The organism is Nitrospirota bacterium (assembly GCA_040757335.1).
Classification (GTDB): domain Bacteria; phylum Nitrospirota; class Nitrospiria; order 2-01-FULL-66-17; family 2-01-FULL-66-17; genus JBFLXB01.
The window spans coordinates 27754-52642 of sequence record JBFLXB010000001.1; the positions used below are offsets into that span (position 1 = coordinate 27754).

The following is a 24889-nucleotide window of genomic DNA, read 5'->3' on the forward strand; positions in this document are numbered from 1 at the left end:
GATGCACGAGCTCGAAATCCCGCGTTCGGGGTGTAGCATCCGCGCCGTACGACAGCGAGAATAGAGGTGTGCAAGGTCTGGACACCAATGCGTGCGTTCAGGCAGGATGAGGCCGTGGCCACGCAACCCAACCAGACGACGCTTCAACCGGGCGACGCCCTGTTGGTGGTGGACGTGCAGCGGGACTTCTTGCCGGGCGGGAGCCTGGCCGTCCCTGCCGGCGATGCCGTGATCCCGACGATCAACCGCTACGCGGCCTTGTGGCGCGATCGCGGATTGCCGGTCTTCGCCACCCGCGACTGGCACCCGCCGTCGCACTGTTCGTTCCGCGAGCAGGGTGGACCGTGGCCGCGGCACTGCGTAGCGGGGACCCCCGGCGCGGAGTTCGGTCCGGGTCTGGATCTTCCGGCCAACGTCGTGGTGATCTCGAAGGGAGACGCAGCGGACCGCGACGCGTATTCGGGGTTTCAGGAAACGTCACTGCACGAGCGCTTGCGGGCCGCGGGCGTGCGACGGGTCTTCGTGGGCGGGCTGGCCACGGATTACTGCGTGCTCGCGACCGTGCGGGACGCCAGAAGCTTGGGCTACGCGGTCAGACTGCTCACGGACGCGATCAAGGCCGTGGACGTGCACGCCGGCGACGGACAACGCGCGCAGGAGGAGATGATCCGTCTGGGAGCCGAGCCGGTCCGCTGGGAACAGCTCGCCCGATGACGCGCGAATCGAGCGTGCTGCTGACGGACCTCTATCAACTCTCCATGCTCTACGTCTATTGGCGTCTCGGCATGGAGCGGACCGCGGTGTTCGAGTTCTTCGTCCGCAAGCTGCCGTCCGGCCGCGGGTTCCTGATGGCCGCCGGACTCGAGCAATTGGTCGAGTACCTGGAACACCTGCGCTTCACACCCGAGGACCTCGCGTGGGTCGAGGCCAGCGGCCGCTTTGACCCGGGGTTCGTGGACTATTTGCGCGGGTTCCGGTTCACCGGCGACGTGCACGCCATGGCTGAGGGCACGGTGTGCTTCCCCAACGAGCCGCTGGTGCGCGTGACCGCGCCGTTGCCGCAGGCCCAACTCGTGGAAACCCGCCTGATCAACGTCATCCAACTGCAAACCCTGCTCGCGTCCAAGGCCGCGCGATTCGTCCTGGTGGCGCCGGGTAAACAGCTCGTGGACTTCGGGCTGCGGCGCGCCCACGGCGCGGAAGCCGGGCTGCTCGGCGCGCGCGCGGTGTACCTCGCGGGATTTTCCGGCACCGCGACGGTGTTGGCCGACGACGTGTTCGGCGTGCCGGCCTACGGCACCATGGCGCACTCGTTCATCCAGGCGCACGACGACGAAGCCGAGGCCTTCGCGCACTTCGCGCGCCACCAACCGCAGCACGTGGTGCTCCTGCTGGATACCTACGACACCGAAGCCGCGGCCGAAAAGGTCGTCAAACTCGCCCCGCAACTTGCAGCCGAGGGAATCACGATCAAGGGCGTGCGACTCGACAGCGGTGATCTGGGTGAGCACGCGCGAAGGGTCCGCCGGATCCTGGATCGCGGCGGGTTGCCGCACGCAACGATCTTTGCCAGCGGCAACCTCGACGAGTATACGGTGCGCGATCTGGTGCGCGGCGGCGCGCCCATCGACGGGTTCGGTGTGGGCTCGCGCCTGATGACCTCGTCGGACGCGCCGTACCTGGACTGCGCGTACAAGCTGCAGGAGTATGCGGGACGGCCGCGGCGCAAGCGCTCCGAGGGCAAGGCGACTTGGCCGGGCCGAAAGCAGGTGTTCCGCCGGTATGGGCCGGACCAACGGATGGCTGAGGACACCCTGACGTTGGAGGACGACGCGCAAGAGGGCGAGCCGTTGATCCAACCCGTGATGCGCGCGGGCGCTCGGGTCTCGCGTGCTCCCGCGCTGGGAGAAATCCGGTCGTATGCCGTGTCCCAACTCGCGTTGCTGCCGGACGCGCTGCGGGAGCTGGAAACAGAAGCGAGTTACCCGGTACGGATCGCGCCGGCGATTCACGCGCTCGCCGAGGCGGTCGACCGCGAGAATCGGTGATCGAACCAGAGGGGAGGAACGCGATGCGGAGCAGACGGCAATGGGCAGTGGCGGTGGCGATGGGAGCGGTTCTCATCGGTCTCGGGGTGGTGAGCGCACAGGACGGGCGCCGGTCCATCGAGGTGACGATCCAGGACTTCGCCTTCAAGGTTCAGGCCGGGACCCTTCAGCTCCACGAGCCGGTGCGGATCGTGCTGCACAACGTCGATGAGGTGCAACACGGCTTCACCTCCGAAGCGCTGGACGGCCTGGAGGTGCGCGTGGAGAGCGAAGGGGTCGTTACCTACGGCCGCGGGATCAAAGGCCTGTACGTGGATCCGGGCACCGAGGTCGAGGTGCTCTTTACCCCGAACAAGTCCGGGCCGCTGAGTTTCCGCTGCGACTTGCATCCAAGAATGAAGGGTGAGTTGGTGGTGCTGACGGTCGGAGCGGCGTGACGGTCAGCCGACGCCGAACGCCTGTTGAAGGAGATAACCGGTCAGGTACGCCAGACCGGCGGCGGTCCCGCCGGTCAACAACGTGCTCAATCCGGAGCGGAACACGGGTTTGGCGAACACCAGACTCTTGGGGTACAGGCTCCAGATCAAGGGCGTTGCTGGTCGCGGTGACGCGCCGGGACCATTGCGTGCGTCGGGCAGAACGCGCCGGCCCACCCTCCTTCACCGCCCCCATGAAGGTCCCGTCGCTTGGTGGTTCTCGGCGATCCACCGTAGAAATTCCTGCTCTGCCAATGGATACGAGAACAGGTAGCCCTGAAAGTATCTGCAACCCATGCTCAGCAGCGTGTCTCGCTGTGAGGCGGACTCGACGCCCTCGGCGATGACCTGCAATTTCATATGCTGACCGATGCTGATCATGCTTTCGACCAGGGCGCGGCCCGACTCTATGCCGAGATCGTTCACGAAGGCCCGGTCGATCTTGAGTTGGTCCAGAGGCAAGACTCTGAGATACGCGAGCGACGAGTACCCGGTGCCGAAGTCATCGAGGGCGATCTTGATTCCCAATGTGCGCAGTGCGGTCAGCTTTCTGACGGTCTCCTGAAGGTCGTACAGCAGTGCGGTCTCGGTGATCTCCAGCGTCACGCGACTTGGCGCCACCCCGCTCCGGGTGAGAGTACCCTCTACCTGGAGGACGAAATCGGGCCGAGTGAACTGCCACGGGCTGACGTTGATGGCCACCACTCCGTCGAACGGCACGGCAGCCTGCGACCAGGCAACGAGCCGATCACAGACCCGCTCAAACATCCACGTGGCGAGAGTGTGGATCAGCCCGGTTTCCTCCGCGATCGGGATGAACGAGGCTGGGAGGATCATGCCCATCTCCGGATGGCGCCAGCGCATCATCGCCTCGGCCCCCACCAGGCGGCCGGCTGCGTCGATCTGCGGCTGGAAGTACAGACTGATCTCGCCGTTCTCCAAACCCACGCGTAGGCTCCGCTCAAGCTTCAGCCGTTCGTCGGCCGCCACCGACATTGCCGGGGCGTAAAGCTCATTGGTGCGGCGACCGAGATTCTTTGCGCGATAGAGCGCCATGTCGGCGTGGCGCAGAATGTCCTTTGATGTCGACCCATCGGACGGAAACGGCGCGATTCCGATGCTCGCGCCGACGTTAAAGACGTGCTCCCCGACGGGCAGCGCCTTCGAGAGATCGCTCTGCACCGTCTCCGCCAGCTCGCGGGCGGTTGCGATGGTTTCTTGCTGGTGTGTGGACACTCCCGACACGACCATCACAAATTCATCTCCACCCAGGCGCGCTACGAACGCACGCTCGCCGGCGATCGCGATGAGGCGACGAGCGACCTCCCGCAGGACCTGATCTCCGACGTCATGGCTGAGCGCCTCGTTGATAGTCTTGAAATGGTCGAGGTCAATAAGGAGGATGGCGCCGTATTGGCCGGTCCTTGCGGCTTGGACGATCGTCTCGGCCAGGCGTTCGTGAAACGACCCACGATTGGCGAGGCCCGTGAGGTGATCCTGATACGCCATGCGGCGGACCTGCTGTTCGGCCTTCCCGCGCTGCTCGTTCTCCTTCCGAAGCTCGACGGAGGTCGCTTCGAGGCGGGTGGTTTGATCATGCAGCTCCATACCCAGGCTGGCGCTCATCAGGAGCACAAGTCCGAGAAACGAGAACCCCGTGACATAGACGGAGTCGATGACCCCAAGGTCGATCAACGCCGCCCACGTACTTGCGGCGACCACAAGCAGTATGCAGGCGGCCAGGAAAAGCGCCGCGCGCCGATGGCCGCGACGGAAATGCGCCACCGCACGCCATGTCGCCCAAAAAAACACGCCGAGGTGTGCAGCGCGAACGAGCCCATTTTCAATCCCCGGAGGGCCAGAAAAGCGCGCAAGCGTCTCCCCCCACGGAAATCGCAGCGGCGTGGCCGCCTCCAGCGTTGTGAAGCGAAGACTATTCGGGGCCACAAGGTTCGCGACGAGGAATCCGCCGAAGGCTAACGCAATGGCGACGAACCAAGGCGTGATCCGTTCCTGCCGCGTATACAGCGCAACGAAGACAAACAGCGCCGGGTGAAAGAGCAGTGCGAAGCTGGCCTGCCATTGCAGGGCCAGGGCTGCCGCAGGGATCGATCCGGCCGAGTAGTAGCCGATGGTGGCGAACTGAAAACCGGTCGCGCAGAAGGACATCGCCGCAAACGCCAGGTAGAGCGGCACGCGGTGCCTCACGATACCCACGATGGCGGTTTGAATGCCGGCATAGAGTGTGACCCCGGCGCTTACCAGGAAAGCCGCGAGAATGATCGGTGGGCCGGAAGCGATGGGTTCCATCTACCGGTCTAAAGCCTGTGAGTTCGCGCACATCTCGACAGACCTCCGGACCATGGGCACACGGCTGCGGGAGAGTGGTCTTTGTACGCCGAGGCGCAGTCAGCTTACGGCACCGCGCCACATATAGTCCGATTTCTTCCTGAAGTCAACCGATCCTGTGCACGCTATTCGCGTCCAATAGACAATATTCCGTTTGGGGATTATTCCGCGTGCGATTGTTGGTAAGCTTCAACAACAATCGGAGGAGAAGAGTGTGCCCGGGGGCCTCCGCGAAGGGATCTCGCCGCGCCAGTTGAAAGCCATTTGGGCATTGTCCCATCGCGTGGGACTGGACGACCGTGAGTTGCATGCGATGGTGACGTCGAGGACCGGGCGCGTGTCGCTGCGCGAGTTGCGGCGGGCTGAAGCCGCGGCGGTGATCGACGAGCTGCTGGGAAAGGTCGGCGCCCGGGCGCCGGCGCGTCAGAAGCCCGGGGCGGCGACGAGGCCCCAGCAGGCGCTACTGGCGCGGCTGGCAGCCGAACTGGAATGGCCGCCCGAGCGGCTGCCGGCGTTGGCGCGACGGATGTATGGAACGAGCACGATCCGGGAGCTCACGGTCAAGCAAGCGTCGGGACTGGGAGCGAGCCTCATCGGTCTCGGGGTGGTGAGCGCACAGGACGGGCGCCGGTCCATCGAGGTGACGATCCAGGACTTCGCCTTCAAGGTTCAGGCCGGGACCCTTCAGCTCCACGAGCCGGTGCGGATCGTGCTGCACAACGTCGATGAGGTGCAACACGGCTTCACCTCCGAAGCGCTGGACGGCTTGGAGGTGCGCGTGGAGAGCGAAGGGGTCGTTACCTACGGCCGCGGGATCAAAGGCCTGTACGTGGATCCGGGCACCGAGGTCGAGGTGCTCTTTACCCCGAACAAGTCCGGGCCGGTGAGTTTCCGCTGCGACTTGCATCCAAGAATGAAGGGTGAGTTGGTGGTCCTGACGGTCGGAGCGGCGTGACGGTCAGCCGACGCCGAACGCCTGTTGAAGGAGATAACCGGTCAGGTACGCCAGACCGGCGGCGGTCCCGCCGGTCAACAACGTGCTCAATCCTGAGCGGAACACGGGTTTGGCGAACACCAGACTCTTGAGCATCCCGATCGAAAAAAACGCGACGCCCGCCAGAACGGCGCTGAACACAAACTGACGGCGTAGGTCCACCCCGGACGCGAATAACGGCGCCAGAGGCATCGCGCCCACGACCAGAAACGCGGCCATGGTGGCCAGCGCGGACTTCCACGGACTGGGGCGTGTTTTCTGCAGACCATGCTCTTCGGTGAGCATGGTCTCGACCCAGAGGCGTCGGTCCTGGCTGATGGTACGGACGATTTCTTCGAGCGTGTCGCCCTCGAAGCCCTTTCGCCGGAAAATGGCGCGGATCTCGTCGCGTTCCCCTTCGGGAATCCTGTCGATGTGGTCTTCTTCGGTTCGCCTCACCTCTTCGATGAATTCGCGCTGAGCCTTGATGGATTCGTAGTTGCTGACCGCCATACTGAAGCCATCCGCCACCAGATTGGCAAAACCCAGCACGAGCGCCACCGAGGAGGAGAACCCCGCCCCCACGGCTCCTGAGACCACCGCGAACGTGGTAATACATCCGTCGATACCGCCCAGCACCGCGTCCGAGATGTGCCGAGACCCGGCGGTTTGGCTCAGACGTCTCTGGATGGCTTCGGGCCGATGGTCGCGGCGGAGCTCATCGCGGCTGAGGTGGTTCATCGCGAGCCGCCGCGCGGGCGGCCGAACAAGACGCGCAGTTCGTCCTTCGCCGCCTGGAGGCGCGCACGTTGGGCTGCCGGAAGCGTTCGGCCGGCGCGATTGATATAGAAGGTGAGCATGGACATGGCGGAGCGAAAGGGCGGCGCCTTCCGTCGCTGGCTCCGCTCGGCGGAGCGCTTGAGGGAGCGGGCGATCTCGCGCGGATCATCCAGGGCAAACACGCCGGGCTCGAGATCCAAGGCATTGCTGGTCTCGGTGACGCGCTGCGACCATCGCTTGCGTCGGGCAGGGGTCACCGGGCACACTTCTCAACTCCGAGCCACGAGCAGCGGCATTGCGGCAAATGCCACCAGCGTGATCGCGTACACCGCACCCGGCGCACGGCTTTCAGAATAGGCACCACGGCACCGTAGCACTCCACGTCCGGTGGTGCAAGACCTCGTATCTTGACTCAGGGGAGCAAACCATCCGCTAATAGCAGCGGGGAGGTGCGCAGTTGCGGACCCGGCGCGGCCGGAACGAAATCTCGTGACGATGAAGTGGTTCCTCACCCCATCGACCGTCCACCTCCGCGAGATGCTCGCTGAGCGCGGCAAGGCGCTGGGTGGGTACGAGACGGTTCGGTTTGCCGACGGCGAGCGCAGCTATCGCCTGACCGAGGACGTCAGCGGCCGGGCCGTGACTCTGATCGCCTCCGTGACGCCGGACCCGACGTCGTTGTTCGATCTGTTGGCGCTCTTCCGGCTCCTTGAAGAAAACGGTTCACACACGCCGTCAGTGGTGGTTCCTTATCTTGGTTACGCGCGCCAGGATCGGCCGGTCCGTCCAGGAGAGGGGAGTCTGGGCGTGATGGTCGCCGAGCTCTTGAGAAACCTCCAGCCGGCCGGGCTCCGAGTCCTCGACGTCCACAGCCCGCGTATCGTGGAAGCGCTCGGTCCCCGCGCAATCGAGTTGTCCGCGCTCCCGCTCTTTGCGGAGCACGTCTCCCGTGGTGAGCCCGTCGATGTGGTGGTGGCGCCTGATGCCGGTGCCCGTCATCGGGCTCAAACCTTGGCGGCCCAACTCATCCCCAACGCCGAGGTCGTCATCGTCGAGAAAGCGAGGCCGAGGCCGAACGTTGCCGTGGCGCGGACCATCAGCGGCGAGGTGAAGGGAAGACACGTGGTGATCGTCGACGACATGATCGACACGGGCGGGACGATTTGCGAAGCGGTGAGGCTGGTCTCCGAGCGCGGCGCCCGCAGCATCCGGCTCGCCGCGACCCACGGGATATTCTCGCAAGACGCTCGTGAACGGATCAGCCGCCTGCCCGTGCGGAACACTTGGGTGACGAATTCCCTCCCGCAACCCGCCCATGAGCGGATCCAGGTTCTGGATATCACTCCGATTCTTCTCTAATTCTTTAATCCTTCCAGAAGTTCGGTTTTGGGGGGGGTGCCGCCGGTTGGCTCAGCGGCGCGATAACGGAAAATGTCCTTCATGAATTCAGCCTGCATTCGAAACCTGCACTGCTTCGGAACCGACTTCCGCTTGCACTTTCCAGCGTGCTTCGCTACTGTGCCGATTACACGCGTTTCCCAGGTGTGATCGAGTGGTTTCGATTCACCCCGTGCACCACGTCAGGAGCCGTCGCTCCGAACCCAAGCGAATCTCGGGCGTTCGCCGACCGCTGTGCTTATAAACCGATGAGGAGCTCCCATCCCCATGATCATCAGTGCTCAAGTCAGCCTCTACCCCTTACGGCAAGACCATCTCTCCCCGGCAATTCAAAGCCTGTATAGCGCCTTCCAGTCCGCGGGCCTGAGTCCAGACATTGGCACGATGAGCACGCTCGTCACGGGGGAGGCCGATCTGGTCTTCGATTCCTTGCGGCGTGGCTTCAGCCGGGCCGCGGCTAACGGCCAGGTCGTGATGGTCGTGACGCTCTCGAACGCCTGCGCGGTTTGACCTCGGATCGGTGATGCCTTGGGAGGTCTTCGAGCGGGCGGCCAGCGGCTATGAACAGTGGTACACGTCTCGCCGTGGACAACGGGCGGACCGGGCCGAGTCGGCACTCCTCGCTCGTCTCCTGTCCGATTTTCCCCAAGCCCGAACCGTTGTGGAGGTCGGGTGTGGGACCGGGCACTTCACGCGTCAGATGCAAACCCGGGGAATGCGGGCGGTGGGGCTGGACCGGGCGGAAGGCATGCTCCGGCAGATGCGCGCGCGAACTCCTGTTGTCCCGGCGGTCCTGGCGGATGCCCATCGGCTCCCATTTCGCAATCACGCGGTGGACCTGACCGTGTTCATCACTACATTAGAGTTCTTGGAGGACCCCTTGTCCGCGCTTTCGGAAGCCGTCCGGATCACGTGCCAGGGAATGATCGTTATGGTCCTGAACCGATGGAGCCTCGGCGGCTTCTCGCGGAGATGGGGGCGGCAGGCGCGGCGGGCCATCCTGGGACAGGCGCGGGACTTTTCACGTCGAGAACTGGAGCGTATGGTCCGAGATGCGGCGGGAGCACGATGGGGTGGCGTCTGGTGGGCGAGTACGCTGCTCCCGGATGGTCTCTGGAGGGCCGTGATCACGATTCCCGCCGGCGACGTGATCGGCATGGGGATCAGGTTGGTGTGACAGAGTCGTGTGATCCAGTGCGGTCCCCTCCGTTGCCAGCCGGTCACCTCCGCGCTTGAGGTCGGGGAGGTTTCAGGATGAACGAGCAGCATATTGTCGAAAAGGGAGGGGCGACGTTTGAAGGGATCAACTTGCTCCTCTGCGAGAATCCGCTCCCTCCCATCGACGAGGCCATTGCCGCGGCCCAAGCCGAACTCGGTCGAAGCAACCATTACACCGAACCGTATTCGGGACCCCTGCGCCACCTGATCGCGCGGCAACTCGGGCTGTCTGAGCGGTTGATCCACATCAACGCCGGCTCGGAATTGATCCTGCGCCAGCTCTTTGACCGCTTCGGAAGGCAGGTGCACCTGCTGACGCCGACCTATGCCCTGTTTCCCGACATCGCCCGGCGCTATACCGAAACACGATTGTTGCCCGAGCAGGCCTTTGCCTTCGATCTCTCCGGGCTGGTGATCCCCGCGGGCACCACGCTCGCCGTCATCGTCAACCCCAACAACCCCAACGGTGGTACTTTCGACACCAGACCATTGCCCGACTTATTGCGCCGATACCCCGAGACCCGCTTTCTCGTGGACGAGGCGTTTATCGGCCTGGCCGGGCAATCGGTCGCCCATCTGGTACCCGAACATCGCAATCTGCTGGTGACCCGCACCTTGTCCAAGGCGCATAGCCTGGCGGGGTTTCGGGTCGGCTATGCCGTGCTCCCCGAAGCCGTTGCCGACGATCTGAATACGCACAACGAGGCCTACCCGCTGGCCCGCCCGAGTCAGGCGGCGGCACTAACGACCTTGACGCATGAAGACAAGATCCGCGCGCGGGCCGTTCAATTGCGCGCCTGGACCGAGGACCTCGCCGCACAGTTGCGCGCCCTGGGGGCGCGGACTTTTCCGACCGAGACCTATTTCTTCGTCGCCGACTTTGCCCCGCACGACGCGGACCAACTCGCGGCACGCCTCAAGGAGCGCGGGATTCTCATCAAACCGCTCGACGACCCGCGCCTGGGCCCCGGCTATATGCGCGTCACTACGGCAGTGCCGGAAGACAACGTGCGGTTTGTCGAGACCCTGAAGACGTTGCTCTGATCCAAGGGTCCAAGGAGAGCATGGACGCCCTGTTGCTGTGGATCATCGGAAGCGGCCTGCTTATGAGCGCGATCGCGCTCGTCGGCAGTGTGACGCTGTTGCTCAAGGAGCAGACCCTCCGGCTCATTCTCCTCCCCCTGGTCGCGTTTGCCGCGGGGTCGCTGTTGGGCGGCGCTTTTTTCCATATGATCCCCGCCGGGCTTGAGGCCGGAATGAGCATCGCCGCGGTTCATGTCTGGACACTCGCCGGGTTTTCGGCGTTTTTTGCGCTCGATCAGTTCCTGCATTGGCATCACTGCCAGCGGGCCGAGCGAGCGTGCAAGAAGCCGTTGACCTATCTGATTCTGATCGGTGACGGCCTGCATAATTTTCTCGGCGGGCTCGCGGTGGCCGGCACCTTCTTAATCGATATTCGCCTCGGTGTCGTCACCTGGCTCGCGGCTGCGGCGCACGAAGTGCCGCAGGAACTCGGCGACTTCGGGGTGCTGGTGCACGGCGGCTGGGAGCGGCGCCGGGCGCTGTTCTACAACGTGCTGTCCGCGCTGACCTTCCTCGTGGGCGGTCTCGTCGCCTACAGCGCGTCGTCCCGCCTCGACGTGTCGTTCCTCGTGCCGTTCGCGGCCGGCAACTTCCTCTACATCGGCGCTTCGGACCTGATCCCGGAGGTCAAAGAGCACGTCGACCTGCGAGTCAACGTGGTGCACTTTGCGGCCTTCACCGTGGGCGTCGCGTTCATGCTGCTCGTAAAGGCCGCGCTCGAGCCATAGCCGATGTCCGCGCAGCCAACGACCTCAAGACTGCCGAACGGTGGCGTCCTCAGGTGACAGCTCGATCTCCACAACACCATGGCCCAGACTCACCAGTCTATTCCCGGCCGCCGGCGCCCAGGGGAAATACCCCTCGTTCGGGGGATAGGGTTTTTGGAAGCCGCTGTTCATAATGTCGGGGTTCGGACTGGGCGATCGACATTTCGAATAGAGAATCGGGAGGGTGTCGTGGTACGGTGGGAACTGTTTCATCACGGCGCTGACATGGGCGTGCGGGGGGCCGGTCGCTCCAAGGCCGAAGCGTTCGAGCAAGCGGCGACCGCGCTCACCGGTGTCGTGACCGATCCCGCGACGGTCGCGCCGAGCACCGTGGTGGAGTTCACGCGCCAGGAGGCCGACGATGAGTTGCTCCTGGTCGACTGGCTCAACGCGTTGGTGTATGAAATGGCGACCCGCCGAATGCTGTTCAGCCGGTTCGAGGTCGCCATTGAGGGCGACACGCTGCACGCGAAAGCCTGGGGCGAGGCGGTGGACGTCGCCAGACACCAGCCGGCCGTCGAGGTCAAGGGCGCCACGTTTACGGAACTCCAGGTCCGTCGGGATCCGGACGGAACCTGGATCGCCCAGTGCGTGGTCGACGTGTAGCGGGAGCTCTGGAGGCTACGATGGAACTCGCTCAACTGCTGCGACAATCCGAGACCGAGTGGTGGATCCTGCCGACCGGGAAAATGCGCGTGCCCGTGGTCATCTACGCGACCGAATCATTGATGCAGGAGATGGACCAGAAGGTTTATGAGCAGGCGGTCAACGTGGCCACGCTGCCCGGCATCGAAAAGGCCTGTTACGTGATGCCCGATGCGCACTGGGGGTACGGTTTCCCGATCGGCGGCGTGGCGGCCTTTGATCCGGAGCGGGGCGGAGTCATATCAGCGGGGGGCGTGGGCTTCGATATTTCCTGCGGAGTCCGCACCCTGTTGACCGGTCTGACCCGGGAGGAGATCCTGCCGGTCAGGGAGGGGCTTGCGGAGAGCTTGTTCCGGAAGGTGCCGGCCGGCGTGGGCAGCCGGGGCCAGATTCACCTGGGCTCCCAAGAGATGGACGAGATGCTGCGCGGCGGAGCCAGCTGGGCCGTGGGGCGGGGGTATGGCCTTCCGGAAGACCTGGAACGGACCGAAGAGCGCGGGCGCATGGAAGGCGCCCGGCCCGATCAGGTGTCGGATTTCGCCAAGAAGCGCCAGCAAGACGAGATGGGCACCCTGGGTTCGGGCAACCACTACCTCGAAGTGCAGGAAGTCCGGGCGGTGTATGACAGCGAGTTGGCCGCGGCTTACGGCATCCGGGACGGGGAGGTGGTGGTCAGCATCCACTGCGGCTCGCGCGGCCTGGGTCACCAGATCGGGACCGAGTTTCTGAAAAGAATGCTTCCGGCCGCCGCGCGCGCCGGCATTGAACTCCCGGACCGGGAGCTCGCCTGCGCCCCCATTGAGTCGGACGTGGGGCAGGAGTACCTGGGAGCCATGCGTGCAGCCACCAACTGTGCGCTGGCCAACCGACAGATCATCACCCACTTGGTACGTCAGGCTTTCCACCAGATTTTCCCCTCGGCTCAGCTTCGGCTGCTCTACGACGTGTCCCATAACACCTGTAAGGTGGAAACACATACCATCGACGGGCACCCCAAACGTCTCTTCGTGCACCGCAAAGGCGCGACGCGCGCGTTCGGCCCCGGGCATCCGGATATCCCGGCCGCGCTTCGCGCCGCGGGCCAGCCCGTGCTGATCGGCGGCACCATGGGAACGGCGTCGTACGTCTTGGCCGGCACCGGGAAGGGCCTGGAACGGTCCTTTGGATCGGCCTGCCACGGCGCTGGGCGAAGCATGAGTCGCCACCAGGCCTTGAGACAATGGCGGGGCCGAGAGCTGATCGATGACTTGGCTGCCAAAGGGATTCTTATCCGCAGCCCCTCGTACCGCGGCGTGGCGGAAGAGGCGCCGGGTGCCTATAAAGACGTCAGCGCCGTGGTGGATGCGGCGCATGAAGCCGGACTGGCCAGAAAGGTGGCTCGGCTCGAGCCGATGATCTGCATCAAAGGATAGTGTTTGGGGGTGTTTGGGGGAATGTTTTTCCCGTTCGTTTCGTTCAGAGTCGCGGTTGAAGTCCGGATGCAACTCACAGTCTGCTGAGGCCTGAACTGAAGGGAGGTGAAACGATGGGTACCTATGTGATGCTGACGAGGGTCTCGCCCGAGAGCACGAGTTCACCGGAACGACTGAAGAAGCTGGAACACGAGGTCAAGGAGCGGATCAAGAAACACTGCCCACAGGTGCGCTGGGTGGCCAACTATGCCGTGCTGGGGCCGTACGACTATCTCGACATCTTCGAGGCCCCTGACGAAATCGCCGCGAGCAAGGTGAGTGCGATCGTGCGCTCGTTCGGCCATGCCACTACCGAGACCTGGAGCGCGCTTCCCTGGGAGCGTTTCAAGGGGGTGATTTCGGAGCTCGGGTCCTAAAGGCGCATAGGCTCGTCCATTCCCGGAGACGGAGGGCGTGGAGGCTTCCGTGACCGGAATCTCACCACGTCAGTTGAAAGCCATTTGGGCGTTGTCCCACCGCGTGGGCCTGGACGAGGGGGCGTTGCACGTGTTGGTGGCGTCGCGAACCGGGCGGGCGTCGCTGCGCGAGTTGCGACGTTCCGAAGCCGCGATGGTGATCGACGAGTTGCTGGCGAAAGTCAGTGGTCGAACGTCGGCGCCTCGCAAGCCCGGGGCGATGACCAAGGCCCAGCAGGCGTTACTGGCGCGGCTCGCAGCCGAATTGGACTGGCCCCCCGAGCGGTTGCCCGCGCTGGCGCGACGGATGTATGGAGCCAGCGCGATACGGGAACTCACCGTCAAACAGGCGTCTGGCCTGATTGAGGCGTTGAAGGCGATGCTGAAGCGCAGAGCCGCCTAGAGGCTACGGTCGCCGCGGTGCCGTGTACCCGGTCTTGAAACGCTTCTCTTCCTGTTCGACCTTCTCAACCGCCTCGGCCTTCTCCTGGCACGGCACGCACAGTCTGGCGAACGGTTCGGCCTGTAATCGCGGTAAAGGGATATGTGATCCGCAGCTCTCGCACACGCCGTACGTGCCTTCTTCGAACCGCCGGAATGCGTCGGCGATGTCCTTGTACGTCCGGTAGCGCATTTGGAGCAACGCGTAGTCCACGCCCTCGCCGAGGTCCTTGGACGCCAGGTCTTCCATGTCCATGACGACCTCCACCGCCCGCTCACCGGCGTCGGACAGGCGGCGGCCGATCTGGGTCTCGACGTCTTGAACGGTCTGCTCGCGGAGCCGATGGAGCAGCTCGCGGAGCTGCCGCCGTCGTTCCTCGCTGATCGCGTCTCGCGTCATGGTCAGGCTCCTTCTGCCTGCGGTTGCGTGGTGCCGGCGCGGCCCGCAGCGTGGTTCCGCGAGGTGACGACGACCGTGCTGGCTTGCGGGCCTTTCTCGCCTTCTTCCTCCACGTACCGAACGTGTGCGCCGACCTCGATGTGGTTGAACCCGTCGTTGAGCACGCTGTTGCGGTGGAAGTAAATCTCGCGGCCGTCCGGCGTTTCCAGGAAGCCGTACCCCTCGATCGGAAAGAGCCGGCTGACGCGGGCTTCGGGCTGCGGGGTCTCGCGCGGGACCACGTCCTGGAACTCGTGTTTCCGGCGCTCGCGCAGTTGGCGCCACGCCGCGTCGAATGCGTCGCGGATCGCCACGTACAGGTCTTCATGCGGCTCGCGCTTGACGACCAACTCCGCGCCCGGGATCGTGAGATCGATCCGGACGTTGTAGAGCGCGCCCTGGTGGCGGTGCTTGTGCGGAAGCTCGACCAGCACGCGGCACCCGATGATCCGGTCGTCCGCCGCGTCGAGTTTGGCGGCCTTCTCCTGGATGGCGGCTTTGGCCGCCTCGGACAACGACATGTTGCGCACGGTGATCTGCAGCGGGTGTTTCATCAAGGCCTCCCCGTTGTAGGACATTGGGTGGAACCGGCGGCGGGCGCCTGGCGTATCCGACGCCGGCCGGTCTCGTCTCACGAGATCTTCACCTCGATGGACTTGGGTTTTGCGCGCTCGGATTTCGGCAGGTGGACGGTGAGCACGCCGTTCTTGAAATCCGCGGAGATCTTGGACGCATCCGCGTCCTCCGGCAATGTGAAGCTTCGAGAAAAGCTTCCATAAGCCCGCTCGATCCGATGGAATTTCTTGCCCTTCTCTTCCTTCTCCTGGGTGCGCTCGCCCGAAACGGTGAGGACGTCGTCCTGCACCGAGATCTTGACGTCGTCTTTCTTCACCTCGGGCAATTCGGCCTTGACCAGATACTCCTTCTCGTCTTCGATCACGTCGACCAGCGGAGCCCAATCGGTCAACGTCATACGTTCTTCCCGCTCGCCCGCTTTGCGGACCGGTGCACGGCCGAACAGCGTGGACAGTCGTCCTTGCAGCTCATCCAGTTCCTTAAAGGGATCCCAGCGCATCAAATCGGTCATATGTCACCTCCCAGTGAAGTCGGACACTCTATATTTGTAGTGCAAAACTAACAGGCACATCAAGGGGCGACGAGACCTCGTCCGGATGAACGCCACGACAAAATGGGGTGACCCGATTGGTCCGAACAGGGTAGCTCGGATAGGTTATCGCAAATGGCCCGTGCAGGGGGTGGATTCGAGCAGGCTATCAAGAGTAGGCTGAGGTTGTGTTGACCGGACTGCAAGCTCAGCACCGCCCAACTCCCGCCGAGCACGACCGCGCGACGTTCCGACCGGCTCCTCACTGGCACGCGATGGATGTGGAGGAGGTGCTCCACGCGCTCAAGACCTCGCGCAAGGGGCTCTCGAGCGTGGAAGCCGAGCGGCGCCTGACCCGCCACGGCCTCAACGCGCTGCCGGTCAAGGACCGCACCAGGCTGTGGTCGCTCGTGGTGAGCCAGATCTCGGACGTGATGATCCTGGTCCTCCTGGCCGCGGCGGTGATCGCGTGGGCCGCCGGCGACGTGGGCGACGCCGTGCTCATTACCACGGTGGTGGTGATCAACCTCGCGCTTGGTTTGGGCCAGCACTATCGCGCGGAACGCGCGGTGGCCGCGTTGCGTGAGCTCGAGAAGCCGGTCGCAACCGTGCGGCGCGACGGCAGGATTTTCAGCGTGCCGTCCGCCCACTTGGTGCCGGGCGACATCATGCTGGTGGAGGCCGGCGATCGGGTGCCGGCCGATGGTCGCCTCATCGAAGCCGTTCAACTCCGGATCAACGAGTCGTCGCTCACCGGCGAGTCCGTGCCCGCGAGCAAACACGTCCGAAAGCTCCATCTCGGCGCGGTTCCGATCGGAGATCGCAGCGACATGGTGTTCATGGGCACCACGGTCGCCGCGGGCCGGGCCACGGCCATCGTGACCGAGACCGGTATGACCGCGGAATTGGGCAAGATCGCGGGCTTGCTCCAGGCAGTGGAAGAACCCCCCACCCCGCTGCAGCGGCGGTTGAATCACCTCGGGAAACGCTTGGCCGTGGCCACGGTCGCGTTGACCGCTCTGGTATTCGTGGTCGGACTCTGGCGGGGAGAGCCGTTCACCTTGATGTTGCTCACGGCCGTCAGCCTGGCCGTGGCCGTCATCCCCGAGGGACTGCCCGCGCTGGTGGCCATCGTGCTGGCGCTGGGAGGGCTGCGGATGGCGCGGCGGCAAGCGCTGATTCGAAAACTGCCGGCCGTGGAAACCCTGGGGTGCGTGACCGCCATCTGCTCCGACAAGACCGGCACGCTGACGCAGAACGTCATGTCGGTGGTGATTATCGCGCACGGAGGCCGGTTGGTGGAGGTGACGGGAGACGAGTACCGCCCCGAAGGCACGTTCATCGAGAACGGGAATGTGGTGGACCCCAAGGATGACGAGGCGTTCGTCCAACTCCTGCGTGGGGCCGCCCTCTGTACCAATGCGGGCTTGCGGTTACGCGACGACAGGTGGACGGTGCTGGGCGACCCCACCGAAGGCGCACTGCTGGTGGCCGCGGCCAAGGCCGGGCTCTGGAAGGAAACGCTCGAAGGCGAGTATCCGAGGGTCGCTGAATTGCCGTTCGATTCCGACCGGAAGCTGATGACCACGATTCACCGGGACCGCACGGGCCGGCTCTGGGTGGTGACCAAGGGAGGCATCGACGAGGTCCTGGCGCGATCGACCGCCGTGGCGTGGACCGGGTCGGTCGAGCCCCTCACGCGGTATCGGCGCGACCAGATTCTGCGAACCAACCGCGAGCTGTCGTCGGACGGGGTGCGCGTGATCGCGTGCGGATTGCGGGAACTCGACGCGATGCCCTCCGTGGAGAAGCTGCCGGGCGTCGAGTCCGAGTTGCTCTTTCTGGGCCTGTTCGGGATGATGGACCCTCCTCGCCCCGAGGCCCGCGTCGCGGTGACGCGTTGTCGCCAAGCCGGCATCCGGCCGGTCATGGTCACCGGGGACCATCTCGTCACGGCCGAGGCGATCGCGGTGAACCTGGGGATCAAGAGGCCGGCCGACGGAGTGCTGACGGGCGCGGAGCTGGAGCAACTGGACGCCGACGCCCTGGAGCGCGCCGTCGCCGCCACCGCGGTGTACGCGCGCGTGTCGCCCGAGCACAAAGTGAAGATCGTGGCGGCGCTCAAGCGGCGCGGCGAGGTGGTGGCCATGACCGGCGACGGCGTGAACGACGCGCCCGCCCTCAAGATGGCGGACATCGGGGTCTCCATGGGACGGGGCGGCACACACGTGGCTCGCGAAGCCTCGCACATGGTGTTGATGGACGACAACTTCTCGACGATCGTGGCGGCGGTTGAAGAGGGGCGGATAATCTACGATAATATCCGCAAATTCACCCGGTATATGCTCTCCACCAATAGCGGAGAAATCCTGACCGTCATCCTGGCCATGCTCGTCGGACTTCCCATCCCGCTTCTGCCCGTGCAGATCCTGTGGATCAACCTCGTCTCGGACGGCCTGCCGGCCCTGGCTTTGGGGTTCGAGCCGCCGGAGCGCGCGGTGATGGCTCGTCCCCCGCGCCGGCCCGATGAGACCATTTTCGCGAACGGCATGGGCGCGCACATCGTATGGGTGGGGCTGCTCATGGGGATCGGCACGGCCGCGGTGTTCGGGTGGTCGGTCGCGCAGGGCGATCTGGTGCGGGCTTACACCATGGCGTTTTTCACCTTGACCGCATTTCAGATGTTTCACGTGCTCGCGATTCGGTCGGAGCGCGAGGCGCTGTGGACGATCGGGTTGTGGTCGAACCCGCGCCTGCTCGGGGCGGTGCTGATGGCGGTCGCAGCCCAATTGGCGCTCACGTACAGCCCATTTTTGCAAACGTTTTTCCACACCACCGCATTGACGGGGCGGGAACTGGCGCTCTGCACTGCCGTCGCGTCTTCGGTCTACATCGCCGTGGAATTTGAGAAATGGTTACGCCGGAGAGCAGAATGAAACCAATCAAAAGAATACTGGTCGCCACCGACTTTTCCGACTGCTCGCGCGAGGCCGTCGACTACGCGTTGAGTTTCGCCGAGCGCGTCGGCGCGGAGGTCGAGATCGTGCACGTGGTCGAACGGCCCGTGTACTTCGAGGTCGGCGTGGCCCACAGCCTGCAACTCCGCCACGACGTGGACCAGTGGTTGCGCGAGCTCAAAGCCGAAGCCGCCAAACGCCTGGAGGCGCTGGTCAAGGAGGTCCGGAACCGCAAACCAGGGGTGCGGTCTTCATTGCGGGAGGGCATGCCGGTGGACGAACTTCTGAAGGCCGCGGGCGAGACCTCGGCGGATCTGATCGTGATCGGTACGCACGGCCGCACCGGGCTTCCGCACGTGCTTCTGGGCAGCGTGGCCGAGCGGGTGGTTCGCGGCGCTGGGTGTCCGGTGTTGACGGTGCGTCCGAAGAGTCGAGCCCGTCCATGAACGGCCATCTGCGGCGTTGCCGCTGCGCTTCCGGTGCTCACGTACGACCCAGTACGCTGCGCTCCGGTGCTCGCGGCGCCTTGCATCTGGCCATTCCTGAACGGGCTCCCTCAATTGCTTATACCCCGGCAATTGAGGGAAGCAGGCAATAAGGAGGCAATGATGAGTGCGTTCCAGGTCCACACGATTTTGGTGCCGACGGATTTCTCGGAGTGTTCGCTCGAAGCCATGCGCTATGCCATGGGGCTGGCGGAGATGTTGGGGAGCGGGGTGGTGTTTCTGCACGTGGTGGAGCCTCCGGCCTACGCAGTGGAATTGACCGGAGCCTACCCAGGATTCGAGCCCGACGTCACGAAGAAGCTCGCCGAGATGATGCACGACTGGGTGGAACAGGTGAAGGTTCAAGGCATCAGGGTGGAGTGGCACATCGAGATGGGGTCGGCGTTCGCCGAGATCCGCGACGCGGTTGCTCGGTACCACGCGGACCTGATCGTGATGGGGACGCACGGACGGACCGGGCTCGGCCACCTGCTGTTGGGCAGCGTGGCGGAGCGCGTGGTGCAACACGCGCCGTGCCCGGTGTTGACGGTCAAGGCCGCGAAGGCGGAAGCGGGCTCGGCGATGGAAAAGGCCACTGTCGCGTCGACCGAAACACAACGCGGGGCGCTCTCGCGCTGCCGCATCTGCGGCACTCCGTCCGCGGAATTGATCTGTGAAACCTGCAAAGCCCGCGTGCAAGCTGAAGCCCTCTCCCGCAAACGGGAAATCGAAAAAGAGGGACGCATTGGAACCGGGGGCCGTTCGGTCTCCTGACGTTCGCCATGGCAGGCCATCCTCTCAACATCTTCGTGATCCACGGGATCGGCGACTATCAAAACGTCGTCGGCGAACTCGATCGCGACCTTGCGGCCGGTGTCCGGCGGTCCGTAGGGGAGCTTCGCGCTCGATACCGGTTGCCGGACGCGCCGGACGCGCCGCTCTTGAACGTGATCCCGGGGCGCTGGGCGTCGGTCCCTGAAGGCCTGCTCAAGGAGCTCGAACAGCGGTTGTTCCACGGGCGGGTGGACCGATTGCGCGCGTTCGCCATGCGGTTGATGGGCGACGTGATCGCGTACCAGGGTCTCGCGGTGTACGAAGAAATCCACCGGGAGCTGGCGTACGCGCTGCGAAGCCGGCTCAAGCCCGAGAGCCGGCATCTCAGCGTGATCGGGCACAGCTTGGGCTCGGTGATTGCGTCGGATTTTCTATACGACCACACGCGGCGCCACAGCAGCAGATTCCGTGATCACTTCGGCGTGGATTTCGTGAACTTCTTTACGCTGGGATCTCCGCTCGTGTTGTACGCGGCGCGTTCTCCCGCGTGTACGTCCGGGACCTTCGGACCAGGCCGGGTGGTGGACGGTTTCGACGCGCCCGTTCACGTCGAGTCAGGGACCGGGGTCTGGCTCAACATCTACAGCGATGATGACGTGGTCGGGTACCCTCTGAAAACCGTCAACGATGCCTACGCCCGCGCCGTGACCGCGGATGTGGTGACCGAGGCCGGGAACGTGTTCACGCGGTGGAACCCGCTCAGTCACGGCGCGTATTGGACCGAGGCCGCGGTGATCGGGATCATCGCGGATAAGCTCGCGATCGACTACGCCGAGTGCAACCTCGGCCTGACGGGGTCGGCCATGCAGGACGCGGTCACCGCGTACCGGAACCGGTTTCTGCCCCCCACGCCCCCCGCGTCAGGGTCGCGGGTGGTCCGGGCGCAGACGGCTTCGTAATCGCGAGGGATCCGGTTGTCCTCAAAACACCCCCTTTGGGGTGTTCCTTTCCGTACTCGTGTAGTCCAAAATAACGACGCTTGTAGGGATCAATCAGGCGATGGACAACAGCGAGAGCCACGCGGGGCTGGATCAAGTGGGAGGCAGCGGCCATGATGGAAACGGCGCTCGATCGAATCACGCCGTACAACGGTCCTTGGGGCGAGGAGCAGGAGGAGATTGATTTGGTGCAATTGGACAATCCGCGGGATGAACAGAGCACGCTGCGGGTGTTGCAGACCCTAAGTCTGGCCGTGAGTCGGGCGCCCGAGCTGGCCCGTACATTGAATCAGGTGTTGGATCGCTTGCTGAGTCTGACCAAAGCCGACACCGGGGCCATCCACCTCGCTGAAAACGCTGAGAATGACCTGCGCCTGGTCGCCAGCCGGGGGCTTTCGGAGCGGTTCTGGCAGGCGGAGTGTCGGATCCCCAAGGGCGCGTGTTTGTGCGGGCGTTCTGCGTACGGGGATGAGCCGTTGGTGGTGGACGACCTCGCGTCCGACCCTCGTCTGGATCGGCCCGCGTGCTTGGACGAGCGAATCGGTGCGCTGGTGGCTGTGCCGTTCCGCTCCCGGGGCCGGACGTTCGGTCTGTTGACGCTCTACGCCGGTCAACCGGGGGCGTTCTCGAACATCGATCGCGCGCTTCTGCGGTCCATCGGATTCCAGCTCGGGGCCGCGATCGACAACGCAATGTGGGGTGCCAGCATGCGCGAGCGGGCCGTGACCGACGAGCGGCACGTCATCGCCAGCGAGCTGCACGACGGCGTGGCCCAAGCACTCGCGTACCTCAACCTGCAGGTCAGGCGCGTTCAAGGACTGCTGGACCGCGGCGCCTCCGACGGAGCCAGCCGTGAATTGGAGGTCGTGCGGGACGTCATCCAGAGCACGTACGAGGACGTACGGCACCTCCTTGCTGATTTCCGCAGTGCGCCGCCAGAGGCTGGATCCTTCGTTACGGCGCTCAAGAAGCAGTTGGAGACGTTCGAAGTGCGGACCGGGATTCGCGCGGAGCTGACCGGGGAAGGCGAAGCTGCGGCTCTCTCGTTCGGGCAACAGGCCGAGGTGTTTCGGATCATTCAAGAGGCGCTGGCCAACGTGCGAAAACACGCCCAGGCGAACACCGTGAGCATTGCGTGCGAACGCGGCGAGGGCTGGTGCCGGGTGCACGTGAAGGACGACGGCATCGGATTCGACCTCGTACGCCTGGGCGATGCCAGCGGAATGCACGTGGGCACCTCGATCATCCGGGAGCGGGCGGCCCGTCTGCGTGGACAAGTCATAATCGAATCACAGCCAGGACAAGGAACCACCGTGACCATTTCGATCCCTCTTCCCCTCGACGAACAAAGGAGAACCCCATGAGCCCGACCCCTTCCACCGACCGGACCATTACCGCTTTGGTGGTCGACGACCACACGCTGCTCCGCAAGGGGCTCGTGGATCTTCTGCGGGATCGTGGCATCAACGTCCTGGGGGAGGCCAGTGACGGCAGGGCGGGAATCGAACAAGCGGCGAAACTAAAGCCCGATGTGATCCTGATGGACGTGAACATGCCGGGGTGCGGCGGGATCGAAGCGACCCGGGCGATCCGCGAACGGGTGCCGGATGCGCGGGTGTTAATGCTTACGGTGTCGGAAGACGACGAGAACCTGTTCGCAGCGGTCAAGGCCGGGGCCAAGGGCTACGTGCTCAAAAACGTGGATCCCGACGAACTCGTGTCGGCCATTGAGCGCGTCATGAAGGGCGAAGCCGTGATCCCGCATCAAATGGCCTCGAAGTTCCTTCAGGAGTTCGCGTCATTGGCCAATGGCCGCATCTCTCAGATGGCGGGAGCGTCTCAGGCCTTGACCACCCGGGAAGAAGAAATTCTCTGCCAATTGTCGAACGGAGCGACCAACAAGGAAATCGCCAATACACTTTCGATTTCCGAACACACGGTCAAGATTCACTTGAAGAATATCTTGAAGAAGCTGCACATGAGCAATCGCACGCAGGCGGCGATTTATGCGCAGCGGCATGGGCTGGTCGCCGCACCGCCCGCGCCCCAAACCCGGTAAAGCCTGTTCATGAGCGGCCATCTGCGGCGTTGTCGCTGCGCTTGCTTCGCCAAGCGGGAGGAGTGGGGCATCGACAGCGCCACAGGACGGCGCGAAGCGCTTTCCGGTCCTCACGGTTTCGTAGGGGCGTATTGCAATACGCCCCTACAGGTCCGGGTCTCGCTCCGCCTGCGACCCACCTTCGGGAATGGAAATGTCGGAAGTCCCCGAAGGGGGCATCTGGCCCGCTCCTGAACAGGCTTCGACCTGACGGTCGGAGATCGAAAGAAGAGACAAGATGGAAACCGGAGCCGAGTGCGAAATTCCGAGTGTGAACCTGTCCGATGCCGAGGCCAGGCGCCTGCTGGGCCAGGCGAAGGTCATTGCGGTGGTCGGGCTGTCGGCCAATCCTGAGAAGCCCTCGCACTTTGTGCCGAGGTACCTCCAGGAACAGGGCTTCACCGTCATCCCGGTCAACCCCACGGCCAAGGGGCAGATCCTAGGGAAGACCGTGTATCCCTCGTTGCGTGCGGTGCCGGGTCCGGTCGACATCGTGGACGTGTTCCGGCCGGCGGCGGATGTTCCTCCCATCGTGGAAGACGCGATTACGATTGGCGCCAAGGCGATCTGGATGCAGGAAGGCATCGTCAACAACGCCGCAGCCGACCGCGCCAGAGCCGCCGGCCTGCAAGTCGTCATGAACAAATGCATGATGAAGGTGCATCGCGCCCTTCCGGGCGCGAAATAAAAATTGTCGGGCCGCGAAAGCGGCTCATCTTGGCAGCCATCCTTCCAACACAAGGAGGTCCAACATGGCGGAAGCAAAAACGCTCGAGGTCGGTGAGGTTGAAAAAGCCCCTGCAAAACGCGAAGAATCGTTGTGGCCGAATCTCGCCAGACTGGAACGCGACATGGAGCGAATGGTCGAGAGTTTTTGGGGCCGGCCGTTTCCTTTCGCGCGGGATTTCGAACGGTTCCTGGGCTTGCCGGCGATGCGGGAGATGCCCATCGAGATGTACGACGAGAAGGATGACCTGGTCGTGAAGGTCGAGTTGCCGGGAATCACCAAGCAGGACTTGGAGGTGTCGCTCGCCGACAACCGGTTGACCATTTCGGCCGAGAAGAAGCGATCCACGGAAAAGACTGAAAAGGGACGATATTTGTCCGAGGTGGGCTACGGGCGCTGCGTTCGGACGGTCGAGTTGCCCCCCGGCATTGTCTCCGAGAAGGCGAAAGCCTCGCTCAAGAACGGACTCTTGGAAATCCGCATTCCTCGGACCGAAGAGGCGAAGCGGCGGGAGATCAAGATCAACGTGGACTAACGCTACTCCTCCTTCACCCTCCCTCTTTGCGGGGGAGGGTAGGGTGGGGGGCCACGCAAGCGAGGGAGGGTGAAGCGATGAGCGTGACAAAGCGTCTCAAAGACTACCTCGATGAAAACCAGGTGCGGTACGAGGTCATCGCGCACCCGCCCACGGAGAGCGCGCCCGCCACGGCCGAAGCCTTGCACGTCCCGGGCAAAACCGTGGCCAAAGTGGTCATGATTAAAGAAGGGGGCGATGACGTGATGGCCGTGCTGCCGGCCAACCTCAAGGTCGACGTGCTGCGCATTCAGGAAGTGCTCGGCCGGCGGCCGGGTCGTCGGATCCGCCTGGCCACGGAATCGGAATTCGCCAAGTTGTTTCCCGACTGCGAAGTCGGGATGATGCCCCCATTCGGCAACCTGTACGGGCTGGACGTGCTGGTGGACTCCTCGCTGACCGAAGACGAGGAGATCGTGTTTCCGGCGGGAAATTCCAGAGAGTCGATCCGGATGGCGTACGACGACTACGAGCGGCTGGTCGTGCCGCGCGTGGTTGACTTCGGTTCGCGTCTCGTCGGACGCTGACGGTTCGTCTTCCCTCGGCCCGCGAGATGCGAGGCTGGGTGCTTCGCCCGAAGTGCCCAGCCTTGCGTCTCGCCTTGCCTTGCAACTCGCCTCCCGCTCAGCGCGTAGGTGGCGAGCCTTTCACGCTTCACGTTGACCTCGAACTTGTGGTATCACTCAT

General features: G+C 64.1%; 29 protein-coding genes. 22 read left to right on the plus strand and 7 right to left on the minus strand.

Annotated features, from left to right (window positions below):
- The first annotated feature begins 114 nt into the window (after positions 1–114).
- Genes AB1451_00150 through AB1451_00160 form a run of 3 tightly spaced genes read left to right on the plus strand, consistent with a single transcriptional unit; the run spans position 115 to position 2485 of the window.
- The gene (locus AB1451_00150; protein MEW6681321.1) at positions 115–714 is read left to right on the plus strand and encodes a nicotinamidase; all 600 of its coding nucleotides are present in this window, start codon (positions 115–117) and stop codon (positions 712–714) included.
- A complete protein-coding gene (locus AB1451_00155; GenBank protein MEW6681322.1) occupies positions 711–2048 on the plus strand; it encodes a nicotinate phosphoribosyltransferase in 1338 nt (445 codons plus the stop codon). Before AB1451_00150 ends, AB1451_00155 begins: the two co-directional genes overlap by 4 nt.
- A 23-nt stretch (positions 2049–2071) precedes the next feature.
- A complete protein-coding gene (locus AB1451_00160; GenBank protein MEW6681323.1) occupies positions 2072–2485 on the plus strand; it encodes a cupredoxin domain-containing protein in 414 nt (137 codons plus the stop codon).
- Between the two features lie 3 nt (positions 2486–2488).
- On the opposite strand, the gene AB1451_00165 is transcribed toward AB1451_00160, so the two are convergent.
- Both AB1451_00165 and AB1451_00170 read right to left on the minus strand, forming a co-directional pair.
- The gene (locus AB1451_00165) at positions 2489–2635 is read right to left on the minus strand and encodes a hypothetical protein (protein ID MEW6681324.1); all 147 of its coding nucleotides are present in this window, start codon (positions 2633–2635) and stop codon (positions 2489–2491) included.
- 72 nt (positions 2636–2707) lie between these two features.
- Positions 2708–4834 (minus strand): EAL domain-containing protein, encoded by a 2127-nt coding sequence (locus AB1451_00170; GenBank protein ID MEW6681325.1) that lies wholly within the window; start codon positions 4832–4834, stop codon positions 2708–2710.
- Between the two features lie 253 nt (positions 4835–5087).
- On the opposite strand from AB1451_00170, the gene AB1451_00175 reads away from it, so the two are divergent.
- On the plus strand, positions 5088–5828 hold the full coding sequence (locus AB1451_00175) for a phage protein GemA/Gp16 family protein (GenBank protein MEW6681326.1): 741 nt from the start codon (positions 5088–5090) through the stop codon (positions 5826–5828).
- A gap of 3 nt (positions 5829–5831) precedes the next feature.
- On the opposite strand, the gene AB1451_00180 is transcribed toward AB1451_00175, so the two are convergent.
- Together AB1451_00180 and AB1451_00185 are read right to left on the minus strand one after the other, a co-directional pair.
- On the minus strand, positions 5832–6587 hold the full coding sequence (locus tag AB1451_00180) for a VIT1/CCC1 transporter family protein (protein MEW6681327.1): 756 nt from the start codon (positions 6585–6587) through the stop codon (positions 5832–5834).
- Complete coding sequence (locus AB1451_00185; protein MEW6681328.1) at positions 6584–6883, minus strand: DUF3175 domain-containing protein; 300 nt, start codon at positions 6881–6883, stop codon at positions 6584–6586. Before AB1451_00185 ends, AB1451_00180 begins: the two co-directional genes overlap by 4 nt.
- Positions 6884–7121: 238 nt before the next feature.
- On the opposite strand from AB1451_00185, the gene prs reads away from it, so the two are divergent.
- From prs to AB1451_00230, 9 genes are all read left to right on the plus strand, one after another.
- Entirely contained in the window at positions 7122–7985 is an 864-nt protein-coding gene (gene prs, locus AB1451_00190; GenBank protein ID MEW6681329.1) for a ribose-phosphate diphosphokinase, read from the plus strand.
- 306 nt (positions 7986–8291) lie between these two features.
- Positions 8292–8534, plus strand: coding sequence for a YkoF family thiamine/hydroxymethylpyrimidine-binding protein (locus tag AB1451_00195; GenBank protein MEW6681330.1), 243 nt, complete (start codon positions 8292–8294; stop codon positions 8532–8534).
- Positions 8535–8547: 13 nt separating this feature from the next.
- Positions 8548–9201 (plus strand): class I SAM-dependent methyltransferase, encoded by a 654-nt coding sequence (locus AB1451_00200; protein ID MEW6681331.1) that lies wholly within the window; start codon positions 8548–8550, stop codon positions 9199–9201.
- A 77-nt stretch (positions 9202–9278) separates the two neighbouring features.
- On the plus strand, positions 9279–10286 hold the full coding sequence (locus AB1451_00205) for a histidinol-phosphate transaminase (protein ID MEW6681332.1): 1008 nt from the start codon (positions 9279–9281) through the stop codon (positions 10284–10286).
- A gap of 20 nt (positions 10287–10306) precedes the next feature.
- Positions 10307–11053 carry a ZIP family metal transporter gene (locus AB1451_00210; protein MEW6681333.1) on the plus strand — a complete coding sequence of 249 codons (747 nt, stop codon included), beginning with the start codon at positions 10307–10309 and terminating at the stop codon, positions 11051–11053.
- Between the two features lie 228 nt (positions 11054–11281).
- A complete protein-coding gene (locus AB1451_00215; protein ID MEW6681334.1) occupies positions 11282–11698 on the plus strand; it encodes an archease in 417 nt (138 codons plus the stop codon).
- Between the two features lie 20 nt (positions 11699–11718).
- A complete protein-coding gene (locus AB1451_00220) occupies positions 11719–13149 on the plus strand; it encodes an RtcB family protein (GenBank protein MEW6681335.1) in 1431 nt (476 codons plus the stop codon).
- 113 nt (positions 13150–13262) lie between these two features.
- Positions 13263–13565, plus strand: coding sequence for a GYD domain-containing protein (locus AB1451_00225; protein MEW6681336.1), 303 nt, complete (start codon positions 13263–13265; stop codon positions 13563–13565).
- 49 nt (positions 13566–13614) lie between these two features.
- Complete coding sequence (locus AB1451_00230; GenBank protein MEW6681337.1) at positions 13615–14007, plus strand: phage protein GemA/Gp16 family protein; 393 nt, start codon at positions 13615–13617, stop codon at positions 14005–14007.
- 3 nt (positions 14008–14010) lie between these two features.
- Here the strand turns inward: AB1451_00230 and AB1451_00235 are convergent, their stop codons facing one another.
- The 3 genes from AB1451_00235 to AB1451_00245 form a co-directional block, all read right to left on the minus strand.
- Positions 14011–14445, minus strand: a complete 435-nt coding sequence (locus AB1451_00235) for a TraR/DksA family transcriptional regulator (protein MEW6681338.1) — start codon at positions 14443–14445, stop codon at positions 14011–14013.
- Between the two features lie 2 nt (positions 14446–14447).
- Entirely contained in the window at positions 14448–15038 is a 591-nt protein-coding gene (locus AB1451_00240; protein ID MEW6681339.1) for an HPF/RaiA family ribosome-associated protein, read from the minus strand.
- A 77-nt stretch (positions 15039–15115) separates the two neighbouring features.
- Positions 15116–15571 carry an Hsp20/alpha crystallin family protein gene (locus tag AB1451_00245; GenBank protein ID MEW6681340.1) on the minus strand — a complete coding sequence of 152 codons (456 nt, stop codon included), beginning with the start codon at positions 15569–15571 and terminating at the stop codon, positions 15116–15118.
- A gap of 209 nt (positions 15572–15780) precedes the next feature.
- Here AB1451_00245 and AB1451_00250 point away from each other — a divergent pair, with 209 nt between their 5' ends.
- The 9 genes from AB1451_00250 to AB1451_00290 all read left to right on the plus strand — a co-directional run bounded on the left by AB1451_00250 (position 15781) and on the right by AB1451_00290 (position 24729).
- Positions 15781–18525 carry a cation-translocating P-type ATPase gene (locus AB1451_00250; GenBank protein ID MEW6681341.1) on the plus strand — a complete coding sequence of 915 codons (2745 nt, stop codon included), beginning with the start codon at positions 15781–15783 and terminating at the stop codon, positions 18523–18525.
- Positions 18522–18992, plus strand: coding sequence for a universal stress protein (locus tag AB1451_00255; protein ID MEW6681342.1), 471 nt, complete (start codon positions 18522–18524; stop codon positions 18990–18992). Before AB1451_00250 ends, AB1451_00255 begins: the two co-directional genes overlap by 4 nt.
- A 162-nt stretch (positions 18993–19154) precedes the next feature.
- Entirely contained in the window at positions 19155–19805 is a 651-nt protein-coding gene (locus tag AB1451_00260; GenBank protein ID MEW6681343.1) for a universal stress protein, read from the plus strand.
- Positions 19806–19813: 8 nt separating this feature from the next.
- Entirely contained in the window at positions 19814–20764 is a 951-nt protein-coding gene (locus AB1451_00265) for a hypothetical protein (GenBank protein MEW6681344.1), read from the plus strand.
- Between the two features lie 152 nt (positions 20765–20916).
- Complete coding sequence (locus tag AB1451_00270) at positions 20917–22167, plus strand: GAF domain-containing protein (GenBank protein MEW6681345.1); 1251 nt, start codon at positions 20917–20919, stop codon at positions 22165–22167.
- A complete protein-coding gene (locus AB1451_00275) occupies positions 22164–22862 on the plus strand; it encodes a response regulator transcription factor (GenBank protein ID MEW6681346.1) in 699 nt (232 codons plus the stop codon). The genes AB1451_00270 and AB1451_00275 overlap by 4 nt, the downstream gene beginning before the upstream one ends.
- Positions 22863–23139: 277 nt before the next feature.
- A complete protein-coding gene (locus tag AB1451_00280; GenBank protein MEW6681347.1) occupies positions 23140–23589 on the plus strand; it encodes a CoA-binding protein in 450 nt (149 codons plus the stop codon).
- Between the two features lie 64 nt (positions 23590–23653).
- Complete coding sequence (locus AB1451_00285; GenBank protein ID MEW6681348.1) at positions 23654–24163, plus strand: Hsp20/alpha crystallin family protein; 510 nt, start codon at positions 23654–23656, stop codon at positions 24161–24163.
- Positions 24164–24240: 77 nt separating this feature from the next.
- The gene (locus AB1451_00290; GenBank protein ID MEW6681349.1) at positions 24241–24729 is read left to right on the plus strand and encodes a YbaK/EbsC family protein; all 489 of its coding nucleotides are present in this window, start codon (positions 24241–24243) and stop codon (positions 24727–24729) included.
- Positions 24730–24889 lie beyond the last annotated feature (160 nt).